The sequence below is a fragment of the Planctomycetota bacterium genome, assembly GCA_016235865.1.
Classification (GTDB): Bacteria; Planctomycetota; MHYJ01; order JACQXL01; family JACQXL01; genus JACRIK01.
This window is the reverse complement of record JACRIK010000018.1, coordinates 118,389-132,070: the sequence shown is the minus strand read 5'-3', so window position 1 is coordinate 132,070 and position 13,682 is coordinate 118,389. Positions and strand designations below refer to the sequence as shown.

Annotated in this window: 10 protein-coding genes; 5 read left to right on the top strand and 5 right to left on the bottom strand. The window is 49.6% G+C overall.

The features are described from left to right. The 5 genes from HZA49_05510 to HZA49_05490 all read right to left on the bottom strand — a co-directional run. Positions 1-3,852: hypothetical protein (locus HZA49_05510; GenBank protein ID MBI5778895.1), on the bottom strand; the 3,852-nt coding region annotated here is incomplete at its 3' end. Continuing rightward, positions 3,849-4,049, bottom strand: coding sequence for a hypothetical protein (locus tag HZA49_05505; GenBank protein MBI5778894.1), 201 nt, complete (start codon positions 4,047-4,049; stop codon positions 3,849-3,851). The genes HZA49_05510 and HZA49_05505, both read right to left, overlap by 4 nt. A gap of 244 nt (positions 4,050-4,293) precedes the next feature. After that, on the bottom strand, positions 4,294-6,336 hold the full coding sequence (locus HZA49_05500; protein MBI5778893.1) for a sigma 54-interacting transcriptional regulator: 2,043 nt from the start codon (positions 6,334-6,336) through the stop codon (positions 4,294-4,296). 151 nt (positions 6,337-6,487) lie between these two features. Then, the gene (locus tag HZA49_05495; protein MBI5778892.1) at positions 6,488-7,693 is read right to left on the bottom strand and encodes an isoprenylcysteine carboxylmethyltransferase family protein; all 1,206 of its coding nucleotides are present in this window, start codon (positions 7,691-7,693) and stop codon (positions 6,488-6,490) included. Positions 7,694-7,721: 28 nt separating this feature from the next. Then, positions 7,722-8,654: an aminotransferase class IV gene (locus HZA49_05490; GenBank protein ID MBI5778891.1), complete on the bottom strand. Its 933-nt coding sequence runs from the start codon at positions 8,652-8,654 to the stop codon at positions 7,722-7,724. A 139-nt stretch (positions 8,655-8,793) separates the two neighbouring features. Between HZA49_05490 and HZA49_05485 the strand changes: the two genes are divergently transcribed. The 5 genes from HZA49_05485 (at position 8,794) to HZA49_05465 (ending at position 13,675) form a co-directional block, all read left to right on the top strand. Next, entirely contained in the window at positions 8,794-9,960 is a 1,167-nt protein-coding gene (locus HZA49_05485) for an FAD-binding oxidoreductase (GenBank protein ID MBI5778890.1), read from the top strand. 74 nt (positions 9,961-10,034) lie between these two features. Further along, positions 10,035-10,499 (top strand): zf-HC2 domain-containing protein, encoded by a 465-nt coding sequence (locus tag HZA49_05480; GenBank protein MBI5778889.1) that lies wholly within the window; start codon positions 10,035-10,037, stop codon positions 10,497-10,499. A gap of 2 nt (positions 10,500-10,501) precedes the next feature. Next, entirely contained in the window at positions 10,502-11,347 is an 846-nt protein-coding gene (locus tag HZA49_05475) for a DUF3106 domain-containing protein (protein ID MBI5778888.1), read from the top strand. A 96-nt stretch (positions 11,348-11,443) separates the two neighbouring features. After that, entirely contained in the window at positions 11,444-12,817 is a 1,374-nt protein-coding gene (locus tag HZA49_05470; GenBank protein MBI5778887.1) for a hypothetical protein, read from the top strand. 96 nt (positions 12,818-12,913) lie between these two features. Further along, positions 12,914-13,675, top strand: coding sequence for a 7-carboxy-7-deazaguanine synthase QueE (locus tag HZA49_05465; protein ID MBI5778886.1), 762 nt, complete (start codon positions 12,914-12,916; stop codon positions 13,673-13,675). Positions 13,676-13,682: the final 7 nt, after the last annotated feature.

The following is a 13,682-nucleotide window of genomic DNA, read 5'->3' as shown; positions in this document are numbered from 1 at the left end:
GGTTAATTTATCCACACTGAGATTAGCCGAGCCGGTGTTGTTGGCTTTGGTCCAGTTATAAGTATCAGAGACAATATTATTATTGATGTCCCTAGAAACCGCGGTGTATGATGAAGATTCCACACCAGAGGTAATCGGGTCTGGGCCGGCCACGGTGACTGTATTAACTGCTCCAGGAATAACCGTAACCGTCTTGCCGCCTGATTTGGTCGGAGCAGCCACCGAGGTGGCGGTGATGGTGACTGTGCCGGATATTACCCCGGTCAGCTTAGCACTGTTAAGTGTGGCTGTACCGGTGCCGTTGGCTTCTGACCAGGTATGCGCATCTGTTACAACAATGTTACCAGCTGCATCATAGGATACTGCACTATATGAAGAGGATTCAACACCAGAGGCAATCGGGTCTTGCCCTGAAACGATTACGGTGTTAACTGCGCCCGGAATAACCGTAACCATCTTGCCGCCGGATTTAGTTGGAACAGATACTGATGTGGCGGTGATGGTAACCGTACCAGCCAGAGCGCCGGTGAGTTGAGCGCCATTAATTGCGGCTGTGCCGGTACCATTGGCTTTGGTCCAGTTATAAGTATCAGAGGTAATATTGTTATTAATGTCCCTGGAAACCGCGGTGTATGATAAAGATTCCACACCAGAGGTAATCGGGTCAGAACCGGCCACGGTGACGGTGTTAACTGCGCCCGGGATAACCGTAACGGTCTTGCCGCCTGATTTAGTTGGTGCAGCCACCGAGGTGGCGGTGATGGTGACTGTGCCGGATATTACCCCGGTCAGTTTATCAACGGTGAGCGTAGCCGAACCCGTGCCGTTCGCCTTAGTCCAGGTATAACTGTCTGAAATTATATTTCCGGCCGCATCCTTTGAAGCCGCAGTATATGATGCGGATTGAACACCGGAGGTAATCGGATCGGAGCCAAAGACCTCTACAGTAGCAACCGCAGTGCCCGGAACAACGGTAATTGTTTTGCCAACGGATAAAGTCGGAACGGCATTTGAGGTCGCGGTGATGAAGACCGTGCCTACGGTTATCCCAGTCAGCTTATCTACATTGCGGGTGGCGGTGCCGGTGCCGTTGGCATTGGTCCAGGTATAGGTGTCAGCGGCGATATTCCCTGCAACATCCTTTGATAACGCAATGTAGGGGTTGGACTCCAGTCCTGAGACAATGTTAGCATTTCCGGATACTGTTATTGAGACAATCGCGCCTGGGATTACGGTAACAGTCTTGCCTCCGGATTTAGCCGGCGCCACCACCGAGGTGGCGGTGATAGTTACTGTGCCTGATATTACCCCGGTCAACTTATCAACACTGAGATTGGCCGAGCCGGTGCCGTTGGCTTTACTCCAGGTGAAGGTATCTGAAACAAGGTTATTATTGATGTCCCGGGAAACCGCGGTGTATGACGATGATTGGATGCCGGAGGTAATCGGGTCTGAGCCTGAAACAGTTACTGTGGCTATATTACCCTGAACAACGGTAACTGTTTTACCGCCTGATTTAGCCGGAGCAGAGTTTGAGGTGGCGGTGATGGTAACTGTGCCGACTAAGATACCCGTGAGTTTATCTCCGCTAAGGTTGGCCGTACCGCTCCCATCTGCTTTTGTCCAAGTATAGGTATCTAAGACCGTGTTATTATTGATGTCCCTGGAGACCGCAATGTACGACAACGATTGGATACCGGATGTAATCGGGTCGGAGCCGGCCACGGTTACCATGTTAACAACGCCCGGGACTATCTGAACCAGCTTACCGCCTGATTTACTCGGAGCAGCCATTGATGTGGCGGTGATAGTGACTGTGCCAGATATTACACCGGTCAACTTATCCACATTACGGGTGGCGGTACCGGTGCCGTTCGAATGTGACCAGGTATAAGCATCTGAGACAATATTATTATTAATGTCTCTAGAAACCGCGGTATATGATGAAGATTCCACAGCAGAGGTAATTGGATCAGGGCCGGCCACGGTGACGGCGTTAACTGCGCCGGGGATAACCGTAACCGTTTTGCCGCCGGATTTAGTTGGGGCAGCAACCGAGGTGGCGGTGATGGTGACTGTGCCGGATATTACACCGGTCAATCTATCCGCAACCAGGTTGGCCGAGCCAGTGCCGTTGGCTTTACTCCAAGCAAAGGTGTCCGCGACTATGTTACCGGCTGCATCTCGTGATACTGCAGTATACGAGGAAGATTGGATCCCAGAGGTTATCGGGTCTGAGCCTGAAACAGTTACTGTGGTAATAGCTCCGGAGGCTACTGTAACTATTTTGCCGCCTGATTTAGCTGGTGCCGAGACCGAAGTGGCCGTAATCGTCACGGTTCCGGCCAGAACGCCGGTAAGTTTATCCACACTACGGGTGGCAGTGCCGGTACCATTTGAATTAGACCAAATATAGGTATCTGAGATAATATTGTTATTAAAATCTCTGGAAACCGCAGTGTATGACGAAGATTGTATACCTGAGGTAATCGGATCTGGGCCTGAAACAGTTATTGTAGCGACCCCCCCCTGAACAACGGTAACTGTTTTACCCATTGATATAGTAGGCGCTGCATTGGATGTCGCTGTAATAGTAACTGTGCCGGCTAAAATACCCGTGAGTTTATCTATGTTTTGCGTGGCTGTACCGGTGCCGTTGGCCTTTGACCAGGTATAAGTATCGGCAACCGTGTTATTATAGGCATCATAGGAAGCCGCAGCATATGAAGACGACTCTACTCCCGATGCGATGGATGATTGACCGGAAACGGTTACCAAGATAACAGGTCCAGCATTGACGGTAATTGGATCACAACTCTTTGTCCGTCCGGCCCGGTCTGTGGCGGTAATCGCAATCGATCCGGCTACGGTTATCTTTAGATAAACCCTTGCCGTTCCATTAGTCATTGCATATGTGCCGGTACTGTTTATCGTGCTTAAGGTATTATCAGTATAGTAGGTAAGTCCGGTGCCGGAATTCATCGTCATCGTAAATGGAATATGTGAAGAAACTATCTCATTATTAGAATTATAGGCCGTGATGGTCATCGTCACGCCCTGACCGGCTGTGATAGTCGCGGCAGTGGGCGTGATAGTGTAATACTTTATCGGGCCGGTCACGAACGAATAAATTGATGATTGCCGGTTTCCGAAGTAGTTAATTGCATCAACCTTCCAATAATAACGTGAGGTCTCGGTCAGCCCCGCCCCGATGGGGATCTGGATACCCAGTTCGCCGGGCCTGGTCGTGTCCGTATAAATCGGCGAGGAGAAATTGGAGTCGTTATCCAGATAGACGATGTATTTGCTTTCCTTGGGTGCATTGGTCCAGTCTAGTTCAGGGGTCAGGACCAGCCCGGAATCATTATCAATGGGCGCGGCTAAGTTGAATGCGCCGGGAATAATGCCGCCTGATGAGGTATAGAAACACGATGGCGCATCCGATGAAACTGTCGTGCCGTTGGCATTGACAGCCGTGACCCGCCAGTAATACCAAACCCCGCCCGATAACAAGCCGTAGGTCACGGAGTGATTGGTAGTATTTGGACCTAAGGTGGCAGAATAAAGCATATTAACCGGCGCGAAATCGTCTTCCTTGGCTACTTCCAGGATATAACTGGTGGCATTGCTTGAGCCGTTCCAAGCCACCGGCACTGGCGCGGAGAAGACATCCACATTGATAGCACCGTCGGCCGGCAGTATGGTCTGGAAAGCGTCGGGCAGTGCGCTGCTGCCGGATTGTGGGGCTGATTTCTTGCGGTTAAAACAACTGGTGGTTATCAGGAGTAAGGTTAAGGTAATAAAAATTATTACGCCTTTGCTGAGATGAGCCGCCATCCATTTTTTTGTCATATCCTTATCTCCTTCCATCTCACCAAACGTCCGTTTCGGAAGAAATAATGCTCCTCGGTATAGTTAGGTAAAGAATAATAGACCCATTCCTCATCTTTCAATAGTTTGGATTTGCATGCCGGTTGGCCCCGGAGATTAAGGACATCATTTTCACTCAAAGGCGGGCATCTGCTTTGCATAGCGGCTAATTTACTCATAAAAACATCCTAAATTTAGTAAGCTAATTCAGCAAATATGACTGATTTAACGGAAATCTGTTTACTCCACTGTATCTGCTTAATCAGTTTACTCTTATATAAGCAAATAGCGTGCCAGATTTAGTAAAATAATACGGGGAGATTAATTTTGTATTAACACATTATAAATAATGCGGTTACGACAAAGGTATGCCGTATGCTAATTGCCATTTATTAAGATGGTGTATATAAAATATACGCTATGTTACGATATGGTAACAAGGGACGGTTTTATTCCAAGCCGTTTCATTTTTCTGTAAAGACCGGCCCGGGTAAGTCCAAGTTGCCCGGCTGTTTTAGTCATATTACCGTTACATCTTTTAAGCGCTTCCACAATACTATTTTGTTCTATTTCTTTAAGAGTCAATATATCCTTAGCTATAGATAGAGATGTAGACATACAAGTACGAATTGATTCAGAAAGCATCAGCTCAGTGATAATCTTTGCTTCAGGGTGCAGGACGCAGATTCTCTGAATTTCGTTTTCCAGTTCGCGGATATTGCCGGGCCAGGAATAGTCCATCAGAATGCGGAGTGTGGAATCCGGAATGCGGAATTTTTCATTCCCCACTCCCAATTCTACATTCTGCATTCCAGTGGCATATTTCTTAAGGAAGTGTTCTATCAATAACGGAATATCGTCTTGGCGTTCTTTCAAAGACGGTAGGTTGAGCACAATAGTATTGATACGATAAAACAAGTCTTCGCGGAAAAGTTTCCGCTGAACTAACTGCTCGACATTCTGATTGCTGGCAAAGATGAACCGAGTGTTAACAGATACCTGTTTCTGCGCGCCGATACGCCAGACCAGATTCTCCTCCAGGACGCGCAGGAGTTTCTGCTGCATCCCAACGGACATATTACCAACCTCGTCTATAAAAAGCGTTCCGCCCGAGGCAAGTTCAATATATCCCTTCTTGTCTTCAGTGGCGCCGGTAAAGGCGCCTCTGGTATGGCCGAAAAGCGCGCTTTCCATGAGCGACTCCGGTATCGCCCCGCAATTAAATGCTAGGAAGACCTTTTCGGCCCGTTGGCTCTTGGCGTGAATCGCCCGGGTAATCAGTTCCTTGCCGGTGCCGGTTTCGCCCTGGATTAGAATCGGCAAATCCGATGGCGCAATCTTCTCTATTAACTGAAATACCTCGCGCATTAACTCGGAACTGCCAATGACCATCTCTTTATACGGCGAAGTTTCGTAGCGGTGATTCAATGTCTTGACCAGAATCGCAGGTGCAGCCGGGACAGGCAGGGGTTTTGGAGATGATTGTCCCGCTAAGCGGGATCCGCCTGTGGAGGACAACTGGCGATAGAGTTTCTCAAACTCACGGGTCTTTTCATAGAGCCAGGCCGTATCTAATTTTGAGAGAATGGGTTTAATCCGTTGCTCCATAGCAATAGCTTTATCAGGCAGACCTTTAAGCAAATAACACTTGCTCAAAAGAAGTCCTGATTCACAAATGAGGTCATTAAGTTTTAATTGCCGGGCAGATTTTAGAATTATGTTCAATAATTTAATAGCGTTACTTATTTTTTCTTCTATAAGGTCAATTTGGGCGAGGTGTATCGATGCTTGTAACCAACCGCATTGGTCGTTGTTTTGTTTACATATTTCTATGCATTTTAGAAACGTTTCCCTGGAATCATTGTATTCTTCCACCAATATCAGATACTCTCCTTTAAAGTGATTATAATCCATTAAAAACATCTGGGTTTGTGATAAGCTATCATCTGCTTCACTAATGGTTATAATATTCTTTGCTTTATCGGGTTTGCCTTGATGCAAATAACAACCCACCAGGCTGAGTAAATAGCCGCCATACAACTGCTTATTCATAGGCGAAACACCATCGCCATACTGCTTGTAGTACTGCCCTACTTTTTCGAACTGCCGTAATGCCTGGCTGATATTTCCAATTAAACGAAGAATATCTCCCATTTGGGCTGAAATATAATTTTGGTATGCCGGATGCAAAGAATTCTTTTGGGCTATCAGAAATGCTTTATAAAAAGCATCCAAAGCAAAAGAATACTGCGCCAGTAAATAATGAGAATGTCCCAATCTGCTGTATAATAAATATTCCTCAAGCGGAGAATGCTCTAAAGAAGCAAGTTTCTTTGATGCAATCCCACCTAATCGTTTTGCCTTGTTATAGTCCTGCTGGTCCAGAGCTGCTTTGATTTGGTTAAGATAATCGGATAGATTCGCCCGCCTCGGCGGGGTTACTACAAGTAATTTCTGGCGTTTCATTCAATTGTTCTCATACATAACAAATGACGGTTTGTCAAGCCAAATTGATTTTTGAATTTCGGGGAACGCCGTCTTCAATTCTCTTTTATCCCGCACACCAATGTACCCTGCACACCAATACATTGGTGTGTGGGTGTATTGACGTTAGGATTTACAGCCCGCTCAGGAAGAAATCGACCCGCTCCTCAAACTTGACGCGCAGGAATTCAGGAAATTCACCCCGCGGCGGTCCCGGAATGGTCATCTCACCCTGGGCCGGGTCTTTGCCTTCCTTGAACGCCTGATATGAGAAATCGTCCACGAATACGGCCTTGCGGATGGCCCAAGCGCGCCGGAATTGACTGAAATTAGCGCCATTGTATTTGACCGGGGTATTCAGGACAAGAATAAATAAATCAACTTTATTGGAGTCGTGCCGGCCCATCTGGTCGTGCCAATTTTTTCCCGGAGTCAGGAAGACCAGAACAGTATCTTTTTCGCCCAGGCCGAGATAACCGAGCAGTTTATTTATCTTGGCCGAGGCCATCAGCGCCTGGAATTGCTTGTCCATAAACTCGGTCCGCCCGGCTTCAAAAGGCGCGGCCTGCATAGCCGGTCCCTTGACCATAATCAGGTCAACCTCGGCTGAGCTTCCGGTGAATGTTTTCTTGGCCTGGATGCAGGGAATGGTCTGCCGGGTTTCAGCCCGAACCCATTGGATAAAGAAACCGCTGGCTATGGCAAAACTTATAACCAGGATGCCTGAGACAGCAATTGCGGCCGATTTGGGCAGTTTCGGTTTCGGCACGCCAGCCCAGAGCTTAAACAGAAGCCCCTCTCCGGGGAACAGGAACCAGACCGTTTTCTTGTAGGCGTCATATTCGGCGCCGAAGGCGGCCTGGCACTGGCGCTCCTCGCTCTTGGATAAATAATAATAGAGCCAGAGCATGACAAAGAAGGCGATGTAGGTGATGAACCGGCCCCAGGTCAGGATGATGCCAATGCAGAAAATCGACAGCGATACATATTGCGGATGGCGGAAGAACCGGTAGATGCCTTTGGTGACCATGCCTTTTTTGAAGAGTTTGGCGTAGTATATCTGGGAAGCGCCGATAAGGAAAATCATAAAGCCGACTACTACCAAAATTATGCCGACCGGGAAGAGCGTATGGGTGGGCAGGACGAAATAGACCAGCCAGGATAGCTTGGGATTACTGCTGAGCATCTGGATGTGCATGACCGAGCCGTAAAGGAACCCGGCAAAGGGCAATAGCATCCAGATAGGTTCCAGGATGATAAAGAAAGCGGCGATTTTCAGCAGGATGTCCGCCAGCCGGGATAGTTTTGAGCGTCCGGGGTCCGTTTCATTATTCGGCATCAGGTCTTTTCCAATCTTAATAATATAATTACGCCATCTCCAGCAAATCACGGAAACTGGTCTGGAGCACCCGGGTGACCGGGCCGACCTGGCCGCCCTTTATCACCTTGGTGTCTATCTCGCCATTCTTGTTCTCGACCTTGCAAGCGATGATCGGCATGATCTCCATCAGGGTGCTGGTCAGGAATGCCTCGTCCGCGGTGAAGATGTCTTCCTTGGTCATAAGTTTTTCCCGGACCTTGATGGCATTCTTGGTGCACAGGCCCATGACCACGTCCCGGGTCACCCCGGCCAGAATATTGGATTCGATGGACGGCGTAAAAACCTTGCGGTCCTTGACGATGAAGAACGAACTGCGCGTGCCTTCCATTATATTGTCGTTGGTATTGGCGAAAATCGCCTCCAGGGCCTTGTTCTTGAATGCCCAGCGCCGGGTTATCAGGTTTTCCATATAAGCCAGGGTCTTGTGGCGATAGTAAGCCGTGTCCGCGCTCCGCCGGGACGGATAGAGAATGACATTCACGCCGGAGGAGCGGAATTTCTCATAGTCCGGCGATATCGGACCGGTCTCGACCAGTATCATCGAGGAGGTCTGATATTCTCCGGTCTCATCCAATCCCTTTTTCGGCTCTTCGGCTGACGATGAGAACCTCATTGACTTCATCGGCTCTTCAGAAGACGAAACGACCATCCGGACATAGCCCTTTTCAATGCTGTTTATCTGGGCCAGCCGACTGATAACCTTATCCAGCGATTTCTGGCTGATATGGACCGGCATCCGGATATGCTTGGCCGAGGTCTTGAGCCGGTCGTAATGGGCCGTCAACTGGAAGCCCCGGCCCTTGTTTATCATGATGGTCTCAAAAACCCCGTAGCCGTAAAGCAGTCCGCTTTCGTATAAACTTATCCTGGCCTCGTTGCGCTTGATGTATTCGCCGTTTAACCATATCAAATCTGACATAAAATACCTTTCTAACCACAGATTGCACAGATTCCGCAGATTATCCGCTCAATCTGCCAAATCCGCTTAATCCGCTTACGAAATTACTTATCATGATATTATTGTAAAATCAATTATAATAATATAAATTCTCCTAACTATGAGCAAGACAGCAGATATTGTTATCATCGGCGGAGGGGTAATCGGCGCCAGCATCGCCTACCACCTCTCACAGGCCGGAGCCAGAAATATCGTCCTGCTGGAAAAGAACCTGCTGGGCAGCGGCTCATCCGGCAAGGCGGCCGGATTGACCATACTCCAGTGGGCCAATGAGATTGACGTCCAGCTGGTTCAGGGCTCTCTGGATATCTACCGGGAACTTATCAAACGCAATAAGGATATCAAATTCCACCAGAGCGGCCTGATTTATCTGGCCACCACTGCTCAGGAGGAACAATATCTCAGGGACTCGCAGACACTGTTAAATAAATATAATATCAAATCCGACTGGCTGGACCGGGCCGGCATCCGCAAACATCTCGGGCACTGGATGCATCTGGATGATTTTCCGGCCGGACTATACACACCGGAGGACGGCTATCTCGACCCATTCCAGATTGTCAACGGCTTTGCCAAGGAAGCACGCCGAAACGGCGCCAAGCTATACGAAATGGCGCCGGTTACGGGCCTCCGCAGAACTGGCGATATTTTTGAAGTCACATCAAGCGAGGGAACATTCTCCACTCCCCTGCTCATTAATGCGGCCGGATGCTGGGCCAAGAAGGTGGGCGAACTGCTGGGCCTGAAACTGCCTTTAAAGCCATACCGGACCCAGATTGCGGTATTGAAACCCTCGCATCCCCTGCCTCAGAACATCACGGCGGTCTATGATATTAACCGGAATGTCTATTTCCACTCTGAGACCGGCGGACTGCTCCTGGCCGGCGACGGCACCACCGAAACCGAGGAGAATCCGGACCAGTTCCGGCAGAAGGCTGACAACGCATTCCTGGAAGAGATTGCCCAGAAGATTTCATACCTGATACCCGGGATGGCCGATGCGGGCGTGGCCAACAGCTGGGCCGGGTTAGTCACGGCCACGCCGGACCGGATGCCGATTATCGGCCGGATGCCTGAGATACCCAATTTTATCCTGGCTACCGGCGATAACGGCTATGGCTTTATGCGAGCCGGGATGCTGGGCAAGCTTGTGGCTGAGATAGCCCTAAATAAACCGCCTTCTATTATTATAGACAAATTGACTCTGAACCGCTTCGGCAATAAGGATTTCTCCGAATTCAAGATTACCCAGGGCATGGGCCTGTAATTAATTTATTTATTTTCACCGTAACTTTTCACACCCCGGTGTGTTTATACCATCGTCAGAAAGAGAGCGCTAATATGATTAAGTGTAATGAGGTTATTAATGAGTTAGAGGCCTACCGCCGGGACGAGACGGCACCGGAATTAAAGGCCCTGATAGCGTCGCATCTGGGTGCCTGCCCCGCCTGCCAAAGCGAGTTAAAGGCGTTGGAGCAATTGGATACCCTGCTGGATGCCTATCAGGTTGCGCCGGCAACCGGCAATCTCCAGGCCGGGCTTAACCAAAAGATAGATAAATTAGAACGCGCCTATAGGTTCCATCTGGGCTGGCGCCGGGTCGGATTGCTGGCCTCGGCGGCCGTGGTTATGGTGGCCGCCCTAGTCTGGCTGGTCAACCCATTTAACGGCTCAGATACCGAGATAATCGCCAATATCGAACTCTTAGAGGACATGGAAACCGCCCAAGTGGCGGATATCGTCCAGGATTATGAACTGGTTGAGGCAATGCCCGAGATTATGGATGCGGACCTGAACGGAGAATAATTATGAAACACAGATTCCTCAGATTGCACGGATTATTGATGATGGCGTGTGCGGCGCTACTCTTTACAGCAAGCGCTTTGATTTCTTCTGCACAAGAGAATAACCAGCCGGCTAAGGATCAGGGAAATAATACGCCGTCCGTTTCTCAGGATAATACCAAAGACGACAACGCCAAAGATAAAACGGATAATAAAGACAACGGTAAATCATCCGATGAAAAACCTCGTTTCCGCAAGATGATGATGGAACGCCGGAAGGAACAGTGGCAGAAGATGTCTCCGGAGCAGAAGGAGAAAACCAAGGCGGCCTTCAGAAAGTTCCAGAAGATGACCCCGGAGGAAAAGGAACGTCTCCAGCAGGCCCATAAGCAACTCCAGCAGATGCCGCCGGAGAAACGCCAGGCGCTTAAGGAACGGCTCCAGAATATGGACCCGGAAAAACGCAAGGAACTGATGCACAAAATCCAGAACATGACCCCGGCCAAACGCCAAATGGTCCAGCATACCATCGATGCGGTCAAGCAACTGCCCGAGGAAAAGAGGAAAGAGCTGAAGAACCTTCCGCCCGAGGAACGCCGTAAGGAAATCAAGAAACTACTGGAGGAAGACCTCAAGAAGAAACTGGGACCGGATAAGGTTGAGGAACTCAAGAAGCTTCCGCCCGAACAGAGACGGGAACAGCTGAAGAAGCTCTGCGATGAACAAAGAAAGAAAAACCCTGATAATGCCAAGAGACCGGATAACAACAAGCAAGGCGGCGATAATAATAGCGCTCCCAAGCAAGGCCAGAAAAGGCACCAACCAAACAAAACTAACCCTCCGCCAAAGGCAGGAGGAAATAATAAATAATAATCAAGATGTCCCGCCATACGGCGGGACGTAAGAGTCCGTAAGTTCCCCGAATGCTTTCGGGGTCCAACGGACTCTAACGAAAGGAGCAGGGATATGTGGCAGAACATAAGAAAGGGAATGGGCTATCTGCTGGCAGTAATGCTGTTAGTCAGTTTAGTTGCCTCGTTGTACGCTGAACCTGGCAGGGCGCCGGCCAAGGCCGGCGGAAACAACAACGGACCCAAGGCCGGCAATAAAAACACTCCCAACAAGAATGCACCATCAGCCAACGACCGTAAAGGCGATAACCGCGATGACGCCAAGAGCGGTAAGGTTGACCGACCGGGCGACGGCAATTCCGGACAGGGCGATGATAAAAAACCCGGGGTAAAACCACCCAAGCATGACCCCAGGACCTGCCCACTTTGCAAGCGGCATCTGCCGCCCAAGAAAGAATCGCCCAAGCGACAACCTCCGCAGACTACCAATCCCAAAGATAATGATAACTCCGGAGTCCGGGACCGCGGCCAGGGCGAAGGACGCAATGGCATAGGCCAGGGCAAAGGTCAAGGCGATGAAAACAGGAAGGATAATTCTTCCTTAAGGCGTAAATGGGGCGCGGACCGGCGCGAGGATGTCCGGGACCGGAAAGAAGACCAGCGCAATAACCGCGAGGATATCAAAGACAAACGCGAAGACAAACGCGATCAACGCGAGGATATCAAAGACCGCCGCGAGGACAAACGCGACAGAGCAGAAGATAAACGTGACAGCAAAACAGATGGCGGCAAATGGGATAGGGCCGAAGACCGACGCGATAAAAAAGAAGATGCCTGGGATAGAAAAGAAGACAGGCGCGACAATCGCGAAGATGTCAAGGACAGACGTGAGGACGCCAAAGACAAACGCGAGGATGTCCGTGACCGCCGCGAGGACAGGCGCGATAATAAATTTCCGCCCAAGCGTAAATGGGGCGCCGGAGACAACCGCGACGATTCCACGAGCGGCAAGATAGACCGGCCCGGTGACGGCAATTCCGGACAGGGTAACGACAGAAAACTGCCGCCCAAGAGAGAAGGCGTCGACAGGCCGAAAACACAGCCCAAACAACCGCAGGGAGGCAGTTCCGGCTCATCTGACAACAAACGCAGAGGCGACAACCGCGATGATGCCAATAGCGGCAAGGTAGACCGGCCCGGTGACGGTAATTCCGGACAGGGTAACGATAAAGATGCCCGCCTGAGACCGCCGCATAATCCCAGAACCTGCCCGATTTGCAACCCGAAACTAAGGAATGAAGGTAAGAACCGCAAGCCCAATACGTCCCAGGGTAGTATGGATGTAACCGGAACCGTTCCCAAGGACAATGATAATAACGGCGTCAGAGACGGCGGCAAAGGCGAAGGCCGCGACAGCGCTGGACAGGGCAAGGGCCAGGGCGATACCAACAAGGAAAATAAAGAGAACACGGACAAGTCCAAGAACTAACATCGGTTCTTTAACGGATAAAGGGGCGTTCCGGTTAATATCGGAGCGCCCCTTATTATTTGAACTGCAAGACGGATTCTAATATAATACACCCCTATGGCTAACGCCCCTGTCGTTTCTGTATTTTCTTCCATCCAGGGCGAGGGATTATATGTCGGCCGGCCTCATCTTTTTATCCGCCTTGCCGGCTGTAACCTGCGATGCTCTTACTGCGATACCCCTGAAGGATTGGTCATACCCAAACATTGCCGGATAGAAACCGCGCCTTTTGGCAAAATCTCGCATACATGCCGCAATCCGATGGAGAACGGTTATCTGTTACACACCATAAAACGGCTGACCGCCCTATTCCCGCATTACCACGCCATTGCCCTGACCGGCGGAGAACCGTTATTGCATGCCGCATTCCTAAAGGTGTTTCTGCGCTACCTGAGGCGGCTAAAGATACCCATATTGCTTGAAACTAACGGCACCCTGCCTGAACAACTGAAACAAGTAATAGACCTGATAGATATTATATCCATGGATATCAAGATGCCGTCTGATGCCAAAAGCAATAACAAACTATGGGAATCGACTAAAAGATTTCTGACCCTGGCAGATAGTAAGAAAACAGAGACCTATATAAAAATTATAATGAATCACACCACCCCCCTGGCTGAATATCAGAAGGCGCTAAGGATTATTGCCGGCATCAATAAACACATTCCGGTGGTGCTCCAGCCGGTTTCCGCAGTCCGCTGGGGCGTAAAAACCCCGGTACTGAACCGGATTATTAGGATACACAATATATTTACTAAGGAGCTGTCCGATGTTAGAATCATCCCGCAGATGCATCAGATAATGGGATGGAAATAAAAAGAGG